This is a genomic window from Lentzea alba (genome assembly GCF_011067745.1).
Taxonomy (GTDB): Bacteria; Actinomycetota; Actinomycetes; order Mycobacteriales; family Pseudonocardiaceae; genus Lentzea; species Lentzea alba.
Map to the genome: position 1 here is coordinate 127,610 of NZ_JAAMPJ010000001.1, position 16,412 is coordinate 144,021.

A 16,412-nucleotide genomic window follows, 5' to 3' on the forward strand; every position below is an offset into this window, starting at 1 on the left:
CCTCGCGCACCGATCGTCGGATCGTTGAATTGTGGCCTTGTGGGATTGTTGAACAATCCATACTCTGAGTGCCACGTCACACACGACCACTCCTCCACCACGCTGCGAGGTGTCGCATGAGCACGACCACGACCGAGGACACAGGCCGTTTCGCCTGGTTCCGCAGTCTCGGCCAGAAGGGCAAACGCGCGTTCATCGGCGCGTTCGGCGGCTATGGACTGGACTCCTACGACTACTGGGTCCTGCCGCTGAGCCTGGTCGCGATCACCGGCTACTTCGGCCTCACCAAGGCCGAGGCCGGTCTGCTGGGCACGAGCACGCTGCTCATGAGCGCCATCGGCGGCGCGGTGGCGGGCATCATGGCCGACCGGTTCGGCCGGTCGAAGACGCTGATCATCACGGTCGCGGCCTACGCGTTCTTCACCGTGCTGTGCGGGTTCGCGACCAACTACGAGACCCTGCTGATCTTCCGCGCGCTGCAGGGCCTGGGCTTCGGCGGCGAGTGGGCGGCCGGGGCGATCCTCGTGGCCGAGTACTGCAAGCCGAAGTACCGCGGCCGCACGGTGGCGTTCATCCAGAGCGCGTGGGCGGTCGGCTGGGGTCTCGCCGTCCTCATCAACACCCTGGTCGCGTCGTTCGCCGACCCGGCGTGGTCGTGGCGCATCATGTTCTGGACCGGCGCGCTCCCGGCGATCCTCATCTTCTACGTGCGCCGCAACGTCGACGACGCCCCGGAAACCAAGGCACAGCCCAAGGAACGCGGCACGTTCCCCAAGATCTTCCAGGGCCCGATCCTCAAGACCACCCTGTTCGCGGCGCTGCTCGCCACCGGCGTCCAGGGCGGTTACTACACGCTCGCGCAGTGGCTGCCGTTGTTCCTGCAGACCGGTCGCGGGCTGACGATCATCGGCACCGGCGGCTACCTCGCGTTCCTCATCAGCGGCGCGTGGATCGGGTACGTCTGCGGCGGCTATCTCACGGACTACCTGGGGCGCAAGAAGACCTTCACGTTGTTCGCGATCGCCAGCGCATTGCTGATCGTCGCCTACACGCAGATTCCCAACGGTGCCAACACGTTGGTCATGTTCCTCGGCTTCCCGCTCGGATTCTGCATGTCCGCGATCTTCAGCGGGTTCGGCAGCTATCTCAGCGAGCTCTACCCGACGCAACTGCGAGGAACCGGGCAGGGCTTCACCTACAACCTCGGGCGTGCGTTCGGCGCGGTGTTCCCCGGCGTCGTCGGGTTCATGGCCGACCGGATGGGCATCGGCGGTGCCATGCTGTTCGGGGCGGCGGCGTACGGGATCGCGGTCGTCGCGTTGATCTGGCTGCCGGAGACGGTCAACAAGGAGCTCGAATGACAACCGCGGGCAAGGCACCGGGACAGGCGCAGGCCAACCTCATCGCCATCCCCAAGGACTGGGCGTACGACTTCCTCCTCTTCACCCACCGCAACCCCAAACCCTGCCCGGTGCTCGACGTGCTGGACGCCGGCGAGACGGTCAGCGCGCTCAAGCAGGACGCGGACGTGCGCACCCACGCGCCGCAGTACCGCATCTGGGAAGACGGCGAGCTGAAGGCGGAACCCGAGAACGCCACGGAGTACTGGCGCGACGACCTGGTGACGTTCCTGATCGGCTGCAGCTTCACGTTCGAGACGGCGCTGGAAAGCGCCGGAGTGCCGCTGCGGCACGTCGATCAGCAGAAGAACGTCTCCATGTTCGTCACGGACATCCAGTGCCGGCCGGCGGGACGACTGCACGGGCCGATGGTCGTGTCGATGCGCTGGATTCCGGAGTCCCTTGTGGACATAGCGCACAAGGTCACCGCGCTCATGCCCTCGGTGCACGGGGCTCCGGTCGGCGCGGGGGATCCGCGGATGCTCGGCATCGACGACGTCCACGCACCCGACTTCGGCGACGCCATCGAGCCGGAACCCGGTGACGTACCGGTGTTCTGGGCGTGCGGCGTGACTCCGCAGGCGGTGCTGATGAAGTCCAAGCCGCCGTTCGCGATCACGCACGCGCCGGGTCAGATGTTCGTGACCGACATGCCGGACTTCGCCTACCGCGTCGGCTAGAACCATGGGGGGCACATTCATGGACCTGAGGTCCATGAATGTGCCCCCCATGGTTTTCAGCCGAGGCGGCGGCCCAGGTCGTCCAGGCCGTTCCAGGCCGCACAGCAGCCGTAGGCCAGCGCGGCCGCCAGCGGCCACGCCAGAACTCCCCACCACGTCTCCAAAGAAGGCGCCACGAGCAGGGTGTCGTTCGGCTTGATCGACGACGGCATCGGGTACGCGCCCGCGGCGAGCGATCCGCCCAGCCACTGCGCGAACCACGCCGCCGCGAACGAGCCCGCCGTCATGCCGAGCATCACGATCGGGCCGCGCCGCTGCCGCAGCAGCCAGGTCGCGATGCCGGTGACCGTGCCCGCGCCGAGACCGATCAGCACGAACACCATCAGCGCGTCGAGCCGGTGGTAGCTCTCCACCCCGATCGGGTAGAACTTGTTGTCCTGCGGCGAGACGATCTTGAGCTGAGCCGGGGCGAGCCGCGACCACACGTACGCGGCGGGCAGCCCGGCCGCGAACGTCGTCAGCAGCACCACCAGGCCCGGCAGCAGATCCCGCTTGACCACGACCTTCGGCCGGGGCCGGACGTAGATGTAGACGTACGGCGGCTCCGGCACGGGTTCGATGCGCACCGGCGCTGCTTTCTCGTCCATTCGCGAAAGGCTACTACCGGGCGGAAGTGATCTCGCCATGGCGGCTGCAGCGCGCCGCCCAGCCGTCCGGGGTCACCTGGACGACCATGCGGCGCGCGCACTCCGAGCAGTACCGCGGCGGGTCGATCAGCGAGAGGCGCTGACGGCAGAACGCGTGGTCGCCGCCAGCTTCCTCTTTGCCGCAGAAGGAGCAGTACGTCATCAGATCGGTCACAGGGTCTGGCTCAGCGCCTTGATGGGCATCGACAGCTCTTCCAGCATGTCGAGGTCCTGCTGCGCCGGGCGGCCGAGGTTCGTCAGGTAGTTGCCGACGATGATCGCGTTGATGCCGCCGAGCATGCCCTGCTTCGCGCCCAGGTCGCCGAACGTCAGCTCACGACCGCCGGCGAACCGCAGGATCGTGCGCGGCAGGGCCAGCCGGAACGCGCCGACCGTGCGCAGCGCCTCGGCGCCCTCCACGACCGGGTAGTTCTCGTACGGCGTGCCGGGGTTCGGGATGAGGAAGTTGAGCGGCACCTCGTCGGGCTCCAGCTCGGCCAGCTGCACGGCGAACTCCGCGCGCTGCGCCAGCGTCTCCCCCATGCCGATGATGCCGCCGCAGCAGACCTCCATGCCGGCGTCGCGGATCATCTTCAGCGTATCCCAGCGCTCCTCCCAGGAGTGCGTGGTCACGACCTGCGGGAAGTGCGAGCGAGCCGTCTCGAGGTTGTGGTTGTAACGGTGCACGCCCATCGCCACCAGCTCGTCGACCTGCTCCTGCGTGAGCATGCCGAGCGAGCAGGCGATCTGGATGTCGTTGCCGTCCTCGCGGATGGCCTTGATGCCGTCGCGCACCTGCGAGAGCAGCCGCTTGTCCGGGCCGCGCACGGCCGCCACGATGCAGAACTCGGTCGCGCCGGTGTCGCGGGTCTGCCGCGCCGCGCGGACCAGGCCGGGGATGTCCAGCCACGCCGACCGCACGGGCGACGGGAACTGGCCGGACTGCGAGCAGAAGTGGCAGTCCTCGGGGCAGCCACCGGTCTTCAGCGAGACGATGCCCTCGACCTCGACCTCGGGCCCGCACCAGCGCTCACGCACCTCGTGCGCCAGCGCCAGGAGCTCGGGGATCCGGTCCTCAGGCAGTTCGAGCACCTTGAGCACCTGGGCTTCGGACAGTCCGACTCCTCGTTCGAGCACCTGCTCACGAGCCTCGTCGAGCACGTCGATCTGTTCCGGAGCTGCGGTCACGGTCTCTCCTCCTCCTGTGGCCTGGCGAGCACTATGCCTCACTGAATCCTTCATCGTGCAGCGATGTAGGTCACTGGACCGCGAACTGAGCCGCGAACGTCTCCGGGTCGAACTCGCCGCCGAACCAGGGTGAAAACGATCTCTTGGCGACCGCCAGGAAGTCCACGGAACCGAGCTTCGTCACACCTTGGGACAGCGCGCCGAGCAACGGGCCACCCGCCGCGTCGGGCAGATCGGCCAGGTTCGTCAGGGAGGCGAGGTCCGGGTGCAACGGCCAGCTGCCGACCACCACGCCGAGCGACTCGATGCCGCGCCGCTGCAGTGCTTCAGCCGTCAAAGCCGTGGTGTTGAGAGTGCCGAGCCCGGCCTGGGCCACGATCAGCACGGGCGCGTTCACCGCCCACGCGATGTCGGCCAGCGTGGATCCGCTCTCGTCGAACCGCACGAGCAGCCCGCCCGCGCCCTCGACCAGCACCAGGTCGTGGGTCTCGTCGAGCTCGGTCACGGCTTTGGCGACGTCCGCGGGGTGCACGGTGGCCATCCCCGACCGTCTCGCCGCGGTGTCCGGGGCCAGCGGGTCGGGGTATCTGGCCAGCTCACGGGTCGTCACGTCGCCCGCGAGCCGCGCCACCTCCGCCACGTCACCCGGCTCGCCGGGCAGCAGGCCGGTCTGCGCGGGCTTCAGCACCGCGACCCGTCTGCCTTCTGCCCTGGCCAACGCCGCGATGCCCGCGGTGACGGCGGTCTTCCCGACCTCGGTCCCGGTTCCGGTGATCACCAGCACGCTCACAGGGCCTCACCTTAGGACCTGACCTGCCACACGGTCGCGCCGGTCGCCCGCGAAGCGCACGCGGGGAGCTTTCGTGCACTCACACCGCACGCAACGTCCCCGCGTGCAACCAGTCACCGGGCGAGCGCTGACATAGGGTCATCACATGAGTGAGCAACCGATCGTGATGTACGGCGCCGAATGGTGTGGTGACTGCCGCCGCGCGAAGTCGTGGCTGACCCGCAACAACGTGCCGTTCACCTACGTCGACGTCGAACACGACGACGCGGCGCGGGACAGGGCGATCGAGATCTCCGGCCGCAGGCAGATCCCCGTCGTCGTGCTCCCGAACGGTGAGTTCCTGGTCGAGCCGACCGACACTCAGCTCGCCGCCGCGATCACGGCCTGACAGATCGCCGCGACGTCGTCGTCCGTGCTGATGAACGGCGGCATCGTGTAGATCAGGTCGCGGAACGGCCGTAGCCACACACCGGCGTCCACGGCCGCCTTGGTGGCTCGTGCCATGTCCACGGGCTCATGCAGCTGCACGACACCGATAGCGCCCAGCACGCGCACGTCCCGGACACCGGGCAACGCGCGTGCGGGCGCGAGACCTTCCTTCAACCCGTTCTCGATCCGCGCGACCTCACGCTTCCAGTCCTGGGACAACAGCAGGTCGATCGAGGCCAGCGACACCGCCGACGCCAGCGGGTTGCCCATGAACGTCGGCCCGTGCGCGAGCACCGGCACCTCGCCCTTGCTGATCCCGTCCGCCACCCGGGACGTGCACATAGTGGCGGCCATCGACAGATAACCGCCGGTCAGCGACTTGCCGAGGCACATGACGTCCGGGCTGACGTTCGCGTGATCGGCACCGAACAGCTCGCCGGTACGCCCGAAACCGGTAGCGATCTCGTCGAACACCAACAGCACGTCGTGTGTGTACGCGAGCTCACGCAACACGTGCAGATAACGCGGGTCGTGGAACCTCATCCCGCCGGCCCCCTGCACGACCGGCTCGACGATGATCGCCGCCAGTTCGCCCGCGTGTTCCTCGATCAGGTCCGCCAGGTGCTGGACGTACGCGGTGTCCAGCTCGGCCGGCGGCGCGTCCGCGAACACCTGCTGCGGCAGAATTCCACGCCACAGCGAATGCATCCCGCCGTCCGGATCGCACACGGACATCGGGTTGAACGTGTCGCCGTGGTAACCGCCGCGCCACGTCAGCAGCCGGTGCTTCTCCGGCCGGTTCTGCGAGCGCCAGTACTGCAGGCACATCTTGACCGCGACCTCGACGGACACCGAGCCGGAGTCGCACAGGAAGACGTGCTGCAACGGCTCCGGGGTGATCTCCACGAGCTTCGCGGACAACCGGATGGCGGGCTCGTGCGTGAGCCCGCCGAACATCACGTGGCTCATCCGGCCGAGCTGCGCCGTGACGGCCGCGTCCAGCACCGGGTGCCGGTAGCCGTGGATCGCCGCCCACCAGGACGACATGCCGTCCACGAGCTCGCGGCCGTCCGCCAGCGTCAGCCGGACACCCGAGGCCTCCGAGACGAGCAACGGCTCCTGGGTGCCCGGCATCGGGCCGTACGGGTGCCAGACGTGCGCCTGGTCGAGCTTCAGCAGGTCGTCCACCCGCCGAACACTAGTGCCGCGGCCGGCAGCCTTTGCCCCGTCTTCGGCGGCGAAGGTTGCCGGTCGCGGCACTAAGCGAGACGGACAGGCAGCGTGTGCAGGCCGCGGATCAGCGTGCTGTCCCGCCACACCAACGTCTCCGGTTCCGCGGCCAGCTGCAGGTTCGGGAACCGCGCCAGCAGCTGCGTCAACGCCACGTCGAACTCAAGACGGGCCAGCGGCGCGCCCAGGCAGAAGTGGATGCCGTGCCCGAACGCCAGGTGCCCCTGCGCGGACCGGGTCACGTCGAGCCGGTCTGCGTTCTCGTAGCGCTCCGGGTCCCGGTTCGCGGCGATCAGCGACACCATGACGAGCTCGTTCTCGGGGACCGTGACGCCGCCGAGCTCGACGGGTTCCTTGGTGTAGCGGAAGGTCGCGATGTTGACCGGTCCCTCCAGCCGCAGGAACTCCTCGCCGCTGGCCGGGATCAGCTCGGGGCGGTCCTTGAGGATCTGCAGCTGGTCAGGGTTGTTCAGCAACGAGAGGACCGCGTTGCCGATGAGGTTGACCGTCGTCTCGTGCCCGGCGACGAGCAGCAGGAACGCCATCGACACGAGTTCCTGGGTGTTCAGCCGGTCACCGGAGTCGTCGGCGTGCACCAGAGCGGAGAAGAACGTGTCGTCCGGCTCCTGCGCCGCGACCTTCTCGACGTGACCGAAGAGGAACGCCGCCATCGCGCCCGACGCGTGCACGATGTCCTCGTTCGAGCCGAACGACAGCAGCGTGTTCGACCACTCGCGGAACTCGTCGCGGTTGTCGATCGGGATGCCGAGCAGCTCGCAGATGACCGTGATCGGCAGCGGGAACGCGAACTCCTCCAGCAGGTCGATCTCGTCGCCGTCGTTCAGCTTCGCGATCAGCTCCGCGGCGATCTCGTTGACGCGCGGCCGCATCAGCTCGATCCGGCGTGCGGTGAACGCCTTGGTCACGAGCTTGCGCAGCCGGGTGTGGCCGGGCGCGTCCATGTTGAGCATGTGGACCGACAGCGCCTGGTTGAAGTCGCGGCGCACCGCGTCGGCCGGCGCGTGCACCTCGAAGAGGTGGCCGCCCTCCTGGACGTTCTTGCTGATCCGCGGGTCGGTGAGCGCGATCTTCGCCTCGTCGTACCGCGTCACGAGCCAGACCTTGAGTCCACGCGGCATGTGGACCTCTCGCACGGGCCCCTCGGCACGCAACAGGTCGTGCACCTCGTGCGGGTTCTGGGCGTAGTCAGCAGGTAACTGGGTGAGTGTTGTCACCCCACCCAGTTAACCCCGTTAACTCACAGCTCGCCACCAACTCCGCGAGGAATCCGCGCCTCGCTACCGCTGGATCGTGATGCCGCGGATCGTCTTGAGGTCACCGAAGAGCGACGGCGTCGGGTGGACCCGGTAGTTGTCCACCACCAGCATCTCCTTCGACTTGTCGCGCTTCTGGACCTCCAGGTGCACCGCGACGTGGCCCTCGTGCGACTTGAACGTGACCTTCAGTTCCTCGATCAGCTCGGGCGTCAGCGTCTTGGTGTGCAACCCGAGGACGAGCGGCGGTTCGGCGTCGGGGTTCATCTCCGCGTCGCTGATGTCGAGCGGGACGACACCGTCACCGAAGATCGCCATCTTGTCCTCGCGCCAGTTCACCCGCCCCTTCACGCACACGGCGGAGTCGAGCTCCAGGTCGTCGCGCAGGAGCTCGTACGACTTCGGGAAGAACAGCACCTCGATGGACGCGTCCAGGTCCTCGATCACGGTGATCGCCCACGGCAGGCCGTTCTTGTTCACCCGGCGCTCGATCGACGAGATCATGCCCGAGACGATCAGCTCGCCTTCCTTGGGCGGATCGTCGAGCACGACCGCGATCGGCCGGGGCGCGAACTTCCGCAGGATCCGCTCGGCGCCGTCGAGCGGGTGCGACGACACGTACAGCCCGAGCATTTCCTTTTCCAGGCTGAGCATCTGCTTGCGCTGGTACTCGTCGGTGCCGAACTTGAGGTGGGCGAGCGGGGACGTGCTGTCGTCCGGTTCGTCGCCGCTGTCGGCGCCGAACAGGTCGAACTGGCCCTCGGCTTCCTTGCGCTTGATCGGGACGACGGCGTCGACCGCGTCCTCGTGCACCTGGATCAGCGACAGGCGGGTGTGGCCGAACGAGTCGAACGCGCCCGCCTTGATCAGCGACTCGATCACGCGCTTGTTGCACGCGACGAGCTCGGACTTGTCCATGAAGTCCGTGAAGGACGTGTAGGCGCCCTTCTCCTTGCGGGTCTTGATGATCGACTCGACGACGTTCGCGCCGACGTTGCGGACCGCGCCCAGACCGAAGCGGATGTCGGTGCCGACCGCACCGAAGCGCAGCGCCGACTCGTTGACGTCCGGCGGGAGGACCTTGATGCCCAGGCGGCGGCACTCGGCGAGGTAGACCGCGGACTTGTCCTTGTTGTCACCGACCGAGGTCAACAGGGCGGCCATGTACTCGGCGCGGAAGTTCGCCTTGAGGTAGGCCGTCCAGTACGAGATCAGGCCGTACGCGGCCGCGTGCGACTTGTTGAACGCGTAGCCGGCGAACGGGAGAATCGTGTCCCACAGCGCCTTGATCGCCTCGTCGGAGAAGCCGCGCGGGTCGTTGCGCATGCCCTCCTGGAAGCCCTCGAACTCCTTCGCGAGGACCTCGGCCTTCTTCTTGCCCATGGCCTTGCGGAGCACGTCCGCTCGACCCATCGAGTAGCCCGCGACCTCCTGGGCGATGAACATGATCTGCTCTTGGTAGACGATCAGACCGTGCGTCTCGCCGAGGATCTCCTTGAGCGGTTCCTCGAGCTGCGGGTGGATCGGCTTGACTTCCTGACGGCCGTTCTTGCGGTCCGCGTAGTCGTTGTGCGCGTTCACACCCATCGGACCGGGGCGGTACAGCGCGCCGACCGCGACGATGTCCTCGAACGACGTCGGCTGCATGCGGCGCAGCAGGTCGCGCATCGGCCCACCGTCCAGCTGGAACACGCCGAGCGTGTCACCGCGGCCGAGCAGCGCATAGGTCTCCGGGTCGTCCATCGGGAGCGTGTCGAAGTCCGGGACCGCGTCCTTGCCGCGGTTGGCCTCGATGTTCTCGATCGCGTCGCCCATCACCGTGAGGTTGCGCAGCCCGAGGAAGTCCATCTTCAGCAGGCCGATGTTCTCGCAAGACGGGTAGTCCCAGCCGGTGATGAACGAGCCGTCGTCGCGGTACCAGAGCGGGATGGAGTCCGACAGCGGGTCCTTCGACATGATCACCGCGCAGGCGTGCACGCCGGCGTTGCGGATCAGGCCCTCCAGACCGAGCGCGGTGTCGAAGATCTCCTTCACCTGCGCGTCGGTCTCGAGCAGCGAGCGCACCTCGGCCGCCTCGCCGTAGCGCGGGTGGCTCTTGTTGATGATGCCGTTGAGCGGGATGTCCTTCGCCATGATCGGCGGCGGCAGCGCCTTCGAGATCTTGTCGGCGATCGCGAAGCCCGGCTGTCCGTGGTGGACACGCGCCGAGTCCTTCAGCGCGGCCTTGGTCTTAATGGTGCCGAACGTGATCACCTGGGCGACCTTGTCCGCGCCGTACTTCTCGCTGGCATAGCGGATCATCTCGCCGCGACGGCGGTCGTCGAAGTCGATGTCGATGTCGGGCATGGCGGTGCGCTCGGGGTTGAGGAACCGCTCGAACAGCAGACCGTGCGGGATCGGGTCGATGTTCGTGATGCCCATCGCCCACGACACCGCGGCACCCGCGGCCGAACCACGGCCGGGGCCGACCCGGATGCCGACGCTGCGGGCGTAGTTGATCAGGTCGGCGACGATCAGGAAGTACGCCGGGAAGCCCTTGTCGATGATGACCTGGGCCTCGAAGTCACAGCGCTTGATGTACTCGGCCGGCACCTCGGACCCGCGGAACCGCCACTCGAGCCCGCGCTGGATCTCCTTGCGGAACCAGGAGGCCTGGGTCTCGCCCTCGGGGACCTCGAAGTTCGGGATGCGGTCCTTGATGCTCCAGATGTCGTCGTAGGACTCGACCATCGACGCGACGAGCAGCGTGTTGTCGCACGCCTCCGGCAGGTCCTTCCAGATCTGCCGCATCTCCTCGGACGACTTCAGGTAGTAACCGTCGCCGTCGAACTTGAACCGGTTCGGGTCGGTGAGCATCTTGCCGGACTGCACGCAGAGCAACGCCGAGTGCGTGTCCGCCTGGTCCTTGGTGACGTAGTGGCTGTCGTTGGTCGCGAGCGGCGGGATGCCGAGCTTCTTGCTGATCTCCAGCAGACCGTCGCGGACCCGGCGCTCGATGTCGAGGCCGTGGTCCATCAGCTCCAGGAAGAAGTTGTCCTTGCCGAAGATGTCCTGGTAGTCGGCGGCGGCCTTGACCGCCTCCTCGACCTGCCCGAGCCGCAGCCGGGTCTGCACCTCGCCGGACGGGCAGCCGGTGGTGGCGATGATGCCGTCGGCGTGCTGCGCGACGAGCTCGCGGTCCATCCGGGGCTTGTAGTAGTAGCCCGTCTTGCTGGCCTCGGTGTGCAGCCTGAAGAGGTTGCGCAGGCCGTCCGCGTTGCGCGCCCACATGGTCATGTGGGTGTACGCGCCGGCACCGGAGATGTCGTCGCCGCGCTGGCCGGGATCGCCCCAGAAGACCGGCTTCTTGTGCAGGCGGTTGTGCGGGGCGAGGTACGCCTCGATGCCGATGATCGGCTTGATGCCGGTCTTGGACGCCGTTTGGTAGAACTCGTCGGACCCGTACATGTTGCCGTGGTCGCTCATGCCGACAGCGGTCATGCCGAGCCGCTCGGCTTCCTCGAAGAGCGGCGCCACTTTGGCCGCGCCGTCGAGCATCGAGTACTCGGTGTGCACGTGCAGGTGCACAAACGAGTCCGCCACGGTACCTCCAGGAGATCGAACGGACGCGTGGGAAGGACGCGAAATCCGGATCCGCCAACCCTATCCCGCCTCGAAGATCACCTCACGGAGGCTCGGGGGTTTCTCGGCCGTGATCTCCAACCGGCCAGGCGGTGACGCGGAGATCGACTGCGGCGGGTAGCGTTCAATTCGTGGTGGCCCCCGATCCCGTAGACGCTCGCCTGCTCGCCGTCCTGGCCGAGTCGGGCCGCGCAGCCGTGCACGAGATCGCCCAGCGTCTGGGCATGGACCCCCGCGAAGCCGCGATGCGCCTGATCACTTTGTCGGGCAGCGGCCTGCCCCTGCTCGTCGGCGTCGAAGGCGACCCGAACGGCCTGCGGCGCGCTCTCGCGAACGCTGCCGCCTACGGCAACTACCTGGGTCCGCCGCCATCCGGTTCGTACGCCGTGCACCAGAGCGGTCCCCACCAGGTGCAGCAGCCGTACGGACCGCAGGCCCCGATCAGCCAGCCGTTCCCGGCCCAACCACAGCCGCAGGCCCAGCAACAGGCTCAGCCGCAGGCCACGTGGGGTCCGCCACAGTCGGCCGGGTGGGTGCGCGCGGACCAGCCGCAGCCCAGGCCGATCTCCCGCACCGGCAAGATCGGCTCGACGCTGGAAGCCGACAGCCTCGAGGGCGCCCACCTGTCCATCCAGCTGGTCGAGGTCGTCGACCCGGCGGACTTCCTGTTCACCGCGGCGGGTTACAAGCTCGCCGAGGGCGAACGCGCCGTGGTCGTGCACACCGAGGTGACGAACGCCTCGCAGGTGCCGTACACCTCACTGCCGGACATGTACCTGGTCCTGGTCACCAAGACCGGCGAGACCGTCACGAAGGCACCGGTGTCGTTGTCCTCACGCCCGGCGCACAAACTCGGTGTGCAGCAGGGCGAAACGGCCGGCGGCCACACCGTGTTCGTGCTGCCGGAGACGACCGAGGTCATCCAGGTCCGCTGGAGCGTGCGTCCCGAGGTGGACCTCAACACGCTGGTGTGGACCGTAGAGGACTGAGCACGTCCAGCGCCGCGGCGTGCACGCCCGGTGCGGCGGCGAGGTACTCGCTGGTGGTCAGCTCCCACGGCTTGCCGTCGAGATCGGTGACGACACCGCCCGCTTCCTGAACGAGCAGCACACCGGACGCGTGCGCGCGCACGTTGTCGTGCTGCCAGTGCAGGTCCATCCGTCCCGCGGCGACCTGGGCGAGTTGATGGGTCACCGGCACGGAGATCCGGACGTAGAGAGCTTCCTTCGCCATCGCGCTGTAGGACGCCCCCACCCGGTCCGCCATCTCCGGCCCCTGCCCCGGCTGGGCCTGACCGGTGCCCGCCAGCGCGCCGTCCAGTGAGGTCTTGTCCGAGACTTGGAGGCGGACGCCGTTCAGGAACGCGCCGCCGCCCTCGGTGGCCGTGAACATCTCGTCGAACAGCGGGAAGTACACGACGGCCAGCACCGGGCGGCCGTCGCGGACCAGGCTCACGCCGATGTTCCAGTCGGGCATGCCGTGGACCGCGTTCATGTTGCCGCCGACCGGGTCGACGAGCCACCACTCGCCCGGTTCCAGCGGACCCGAGCCGTGCTCGTCGTCGAGCCACCGCGCACTCGGGCGGATCTCGGCCAGTGCGGGCTTCAGCAGGTCCACGACGGCGGCGTCGTTGGCGCGGACGGCCGCGACGAGCTCATCGAGGCCGGACGTCCGCGACTGTGTCGAGTAGCGCGACGACATCCGCGCTCCGGCACGGCGAACGGCGGCGGTGGTGGCTGCGATCACGGCTTCCTCCAAGATTGACTGTCATGCAAGCGGATCTGAATCTGCTGACCGTGCTGGACGCCCTGCTCGAAGAGGGCAGCGTGATGGGTGCGGCCGAGCGGCTGCACCTGTCGTCACCCGCGGTGAGCCGCACCCTCGGGCGGATCAGGAAGGTGACCGGCGACGACATCCTGGTGCGCACCGGCCACTCGATGACGCCGACGCCCTACGCGCTCTCGATCTCCGAGGAGGTGCATCGGCTGGTGCGGCAGGCCAACGCCGTGCTGTCGCCGAGCCGTGAACTGGATCTGGACCGGCTGGACCGCACCTTCACGGTCCAGTGCCACGACGCCCTCGCCTCGTCGGTGGTGCCGTCGCTGATCGGCAGGATCACGGCGCAGGCACCCGGCGTGCGGCTGCGGGTGCTCGCCGAGCACTCCACCGACACCGACGACCTGCGGCACGGCCGGGTGGACCTGGAACTCGGCGGCGGCACACCGGACCTGCCCGAGTTCCGCTCCGAATCCCTCGGCACCGACCCGCTGGCCGTGGTCCTGCGCGCCGGTCACCCGTGCGCCGAGGCCTTCGACCTGCCCGCCTACGCGGCCCACCCGCACGTGGTGGTCTCCCGGCGCGGCCGGCTCACCGCCCCGATCGACGACGTGCTGGCGTCGGCTGGACTGCACCGCAGGGTGATCGCGACCGTGGCGACCGTCCACTCGGCCCTGCAGATCGTGGCCGCGAGCGACGCCCTGGTCACCACCACGGCGGTGCTCTGCCGCCCGTTGATCGAGGCGTTCGGGTTGGTCACCCGTCCGCTGCCGGCCGAGTCCCCGGAGGCGTCGATCAACTGCAACTGGCACCAGCGCTACGACTCCGACCTGGCCCACGCGTGGCTGCGCGACCAGGTGCGGGCGACCCTCGCCGAGGTGCTAGGCGAGGGGTAGGGCGACGGCTCCGGGAAAGCGCGGTTCCTCGGCCTCGTCGAGCATCGCGGCGGCAACGGTGTCGCGGCTGACCTTCGCACCGAGGTCGAACGGCGGCGCGTCGTCCAGCCCGACCGTGCGCCGGCCCGGGCTCGCGGGTTCGTCGCTGAGCACCCCGGCGTGGAAGACCGTCCCACCGGCGGCGAGCACGGCGTTGTCGGCCACGATCTTGTCCGGGATCCGGTCGCCCATGAACTTCCAGAGCACCCCGGCACCCTCGCCCGCCGCGTCGGCGGACGCACCCGTGCCGTACGCACCCAGCCAGATGATCCGCCGCGGACCGGCGGCGACGACCGCCTTGGCGCCGTCGGACAGCACCCCGGCGACGTCCGTGCCGAGACCGGACAACACGACGGAGTCCGCGTCGACTGCCGCGGCGATGCTCGCCGGGTCGCTCACGTCGCCGGCGACCTTGCGCAGGTTCGGGTGGTCGAGGCCGATGCTCTGCGGATCGCGGGCGATCGCGGTGACGGTGTGGCCGCGCTCCAGTGCCTGACGGGTGAGGGCGTGACCGGTCCGTCCGGAGGCGGCGAGAACAGTGAGGTTCATGCCGACAACGCTAGGTACGCCACCGATTAACATCAAATGAAAGCTCGTCAACCGATGATTTACCCAGACGCAATCAGCCCTCGTCGCGCAGCTTCTCCAACGCCGACGCCAGGTCGTCCGGGTACTCCGACGTGAACGTGACCCACTGCCCGTCCGCCGGGTGGTGGAACCCGAGCTGCCGCGCGTGCAGCCACTGCCGGGACACCCCGAGCCGCTTGGACAGCGTCGGGTCGGCGCCGTACGTCAGGTCGCCGACGCACGGGTGGTGCAGCGCGGAGAAGTGCACGCGAATCTGGTGCGTACGCCCGGTTTCGAGGTGCACCTCGACCAACGAGGCGGCGCGGAACGCCTCCATAACCTCGTAGTGCGTGATGGAGGGCTTGCCGGAGTTCATCACGGCGAACTTGTAGTCGTGCTTGGGATGCCGGTCGATCGGCGCGTCGATGGTGCCCTTGATCGGGTCCGGGTGCCCCTGGACGATCGCGTGGTAGACCTTGTCGACGGTCCGTTCCTTGAAGGCGTGCTTCAACGCCGAGTATGCGGACTCGGACTTCGCCACCACCATCACGCCGGTCGTGCCGACGTCCAGGCGGTGCACGACGCCCTGGCGTTCGGCCGCACCCGAGGTGGCGACCCGGTGGCCGGCGCCGGCGAGCCCTCCCACCACGGTCGGACCGGTCCAGCCCGGCGACGGGTGCACAGCGACGCCCACCGGCTTGTCGACGACGATGATGTCGTCGTCCTCGTGCAGGATGATCAACCCTTCGACCGGGATGGCCTGCACGGTCACGGGTTGCGGCGGCGCGGGCAGCGTGATCTCCAGCATCGCCCCGGCCGTGAGCCGGTCGGACTTGCCGACGATCCGGCCGTCGATCAGCACGTCGTCGGCGTCGGCGATGGCCGCGACCGCGGTGCGGGACAGGCCGAGCAACTTCGCGAGGCCGGCGTCGACGCGCATGCCGTCCAAACCGTCGGGAATCGGCAGCGTTCGGTAACCGCTCACGCGGGGGGCCTCGACCTTCTTCTCCTGGCAGAACCTGCTGAATCTACCAAGAACGGCTACTTCGACTCCTTCAGCCCGGATTCCTTCAGCCCGGATTCCTTCAGGCCGGACTCCTGCGGCTCGGCCGGCGTCACGGGAGCGGGAGCGTCCTTGTGCACCGTGCCGTCGTAGTCGTGCTGCATGAGCGCCAGCACGATGATCGTCGCGCCACCGCAGACGATCGCCATGTCGGCGACGTTGAACACCGGCCACACCCGGCCGTACGGGTCGAACAGCGACAGGAAGTCCACCACGTGGCCACGCATCGGGCCCGGCTCGCGGAAGAGGCGGTCGGCGAGGTTGCCGACGGCACCTCCGAGCACCAGGCCCAGGCCGACGGCCCAGCCCTGGGAGCGGAGGTTGCGCGAGATCCAGAAGATGAACCCGGCGACGCCCATCGCGATCAGCGCGAGGATCCACGTCATGCCCTCGGCCAGGCCGAACGCGGCGCCGGGGTTGCGGACGAACGTCAGGTACAGCGCGCCGCCGAAGATCTTGATCGGCTCGGAGTCCTCGAGAAACGCCACGGACAGGACCTTGGTGAGCACGTCGAACGCGAGCACCCCGGCCGCCAGGATCGCGAGGGTCTTCGTCCTCGGTTCCGGCAGCGACCCGGTGACCGAGAACTCCGGCTCGACGACGTCCTCCTCGGAGACGACCCGCTCGGCGGGCTTCTCCCCGGCTTCGTCCTCGGGCGCGACCGCCTTCGGTTGCTCGGTTGTCTCCGGCTCTCTGACCTGGCCCTCGACCGAGGACTCGGCGACCTCCGCGGCTGCAGGGTCGGCGGCCTTCGACTCGTCACTCACCAGGTC

General features: G+C 68.4%; 16 protein-coding genes. 5 read left to right on the forward strand and 11 right to left on the reverse strand.

Going from position 1 to position 16,412, the window contains the following annotated elements; genetic code table 11:
- Positions 1-116 precede the first annotated feature (116 nt).
- Both G7043_RS00585 and G7043_RS00590 read left to right on the forward strand, forming a co-directional pair.
- Complete coding sequence (locus tag G7043_RS00585) at positions 117-1,361, forward strand: MFS transporter (protein WP_166042783.1); 1,245 nt, start codon at positions 117-119, stop codon at positions 1,359-1,361.
- The gene (locus G7043_RS00590) at positions 1,358-2,080 is read left to right on the forward strand and encodes a putative hydro-lyase (RefSeq protein WP_166042784.1); all 723 of its coding nucleotides are present in this window, start codon (positions 1,358-1,360) and stop codon (positions 2,078-2,080) included. Before G7043_RS00585 ends, G7043_RS00590 begins: the two co-directional genes overlap by 4 nt.
- A gap of 56 nt (positions 2,081-2,136) precedes the next feature.
- On the opposite strand, the gene G7043_RS00595 is transcribed toward G7043_RS00590, so the two are convergent.
- The 4 genes from G7043_RS00595 to bioD form a co-directional block, all read right to left on the reverse strand.
- Positions 2,137-2,727 (reverse strand): DUF2567 domain-containing protein, encoded by a 591-nt coding sequence (locus tag G7043_RS00595; RefSeq protein WP_166042785.1) that lies wholly within the window; start codon positions 2,725-2,727, stop codon positions 2,137-2,139.
- A 13-nt stretch (positions 2,728-2,740) separates the two neighbouring features.
- Positions 2,741-2,929, reverse strand: a complete 189-nt coding sequence (bsaP, locus tag G7043_RS00600; RefSeq protein ID WP_166044857.1) for a biotin synthase auxiliary protein BsaP — start codon at positions 2,927-2,929, stop codon at positions 2,741-2,743.
- Positions 2,930-2,937: 8 nt separating this feature from the next.
- The gene (bioB, locus tag G7043_RS00605; protein WP_166042786.1) at positions 2,938-3,954 is read right to left on the reverse strand and encodes a biotin synthase BioB; all 1,017 of its coding nucleotides are present in this window, start codon (positions 3,952-3,954) and stop codon (positions 2,938-2,940) included.
- 70 nt (positions 3,955-4,024) lie between these two features.
- The gene (gene bioD / locus G7043_RS00610) at positions 4,025-4,744 is read right to left on the reverse strand and encodes a dethiobiotin synthase (protein ID WP_166042787.1); all 720 of its coding nucleotides are present in this window, start codon (positions 4,742-4,744) and stop codon (positions 4,025-4,027) included.
- 145 nt (positions 4,745-4,889) lie between these two features.
- Here bioD and G7043_RS00615 point away from each other — a divergent pair, with 145 nt between their 5' ends.
- Positions 4,890-5,132 carry a glutaredoxin family protein gene (locus tag G7043_RS00615; protein WP_166042788.1) on the forward strand — a complete coding sequence of 81 codons (243 nt, stop codon included), beginning with the start codon at positions 4,890-4,892 and terminating at the stop codon, positions 5,130-5,132.
- On the opposite strand, the gene G7043_RS00620 is transcribed toward G7043_RS00615, so the two are convergent.
- The 3 genes from G7043_RS00620 to dnaE all read right to left on the reverse strand — a co-directional run bounded on the left by G7043_RS00620 (position 5,105) and on the right by dnaE (position 11,214).
- Positions 5,105-6,307, reverse strand: coding sequence for an adenosylmethionine--8-amino-7-oxononanoate transaminase (locus G7043_RS00620; protein WP_242641866.1), 1,203 nt, complete (start codon positions 6,305-6,307; stop codon positions 5,105-5,107). The genes G7043_RS00615 and G7043_RS00620 overlap by 28 nt on opposite strands.
- A gap of 125 nt (positions 6,308-6,432) precedes the next feature.
- A complete protein-coding gene (locus tag G7043_RS00625) occupies positions 6,433-7,638 on the reverse strand; it encodes a cytochrome P450 family protein (RefSeq protein ID WP_166042790.1) in 1,206 nt (401 codons plus the stop codon).
- A 63-nt stretch (positions 7,639-7,701) separates the two neighbouring features.
- The gene (gene dnaE, locus G7043_RS00630; protein ID WP_166044858.1) at positions 7,702-11,214 is read right to left on the reverse strand and encodes a DNA polymerase III subunit alpha; all 3,513 of its coding nucleotides are present in this window, start codon (positions 11,212-11,214) and stop codon (positions 7,702-7,704) included.
- Between the two features lie 215 nt (positions 11,215-11,429).
- Here dnaE and G7043_RS00635 point away from each other — a divergent pair, with 215 nt between their 5' ends.
- A complete protein-coding gene (locus G7043_RS00635; RefSeq protein WP_166042791.1) occupies positions 11,430-12,287 on the forward strand; it encodes an AsnC family protein in 858 nt (285 codons plus the stop codon).
- Here the strand turns inward: G7043_RS00635 and G7043_RS00640 are convergent.
- Positions 12,256-13,044 (reverse strand): inositol monophosphatase family protein, encoded by a 789-nt coding sequence (locus tag G7043_RS00640; RefSeq protein WP_313887643.1) that lies wholly within the window; start codon positions 13,042-13,044, stop codon positions 12,256-12,258. The two genes, G7043_RS00635 and G7043_RS00640, sit on opposite strands and share 32 nt — an antisense overlap.
- A 23-nt stretch (positions 13,045-13,067) precedes the next feature.
- On the opposite strand from G7043_RS00640, the gene G7043_RS00645 reads away from it, so the two are divergent.
- Positions 13,068-13,970, forward strand: coding sequence for a LysR family transcriptional regulator (locus G7043_RS00645; protein WP_166042793.1), 903 nt, complete (start codon positions 13,068-13,070; stop codon positions 13,968-13,970).
- Here the strand turns inward: G7043_RS00645 and G7043_RS00650 are convergent.
- From G7043_RS00650 to lspA, 3 genes are all read right to left on the reverse strand, one after another.
- Positions 13,956-14,558, reverse strand: a complete 603-nt coding sequence (locus G7043_RS00650) for an NAD(P)-dependent oxidoreductase (protein WP_166042794.1) — start codon at positions 14,556-14,558, stop codon at positions 13,956-13,958. The two genes, G7043_RS00645 and G7043_RS00650, sit on opposite strands and share 15 nt — an antisense overlap.
- A 73-nt stretch (positions 14,559-14,631) precedes the next feature.
- The gene (locus G7043_RS00655; RefSeq protein WP_166044859.1) at positions 14,632-15,516 is read right to left on the reverse strand and encodes an RluA family pseudouridine synthase; all 885 of its coding nucleotides are present in this window, start codon (positions 15,514-15,516) and stop codon (positions 14,632-14,634) included.
- A 101-nt stretch (positions 15,517-15,617) separates the two neighbouring features.
- Positions 15,618-16,406, reverse strand: a complete 789-nt coding sequence (gene lspA / locus G7043_RS00660) for a signal peptidase II (RefSeq protein WP_313887644.1) — start codon at positions 16,404-16,406, stop codon at positions 15,618-15,620.
- Positions 16,407-16,412: the final 6 nt, after the last annotated feature.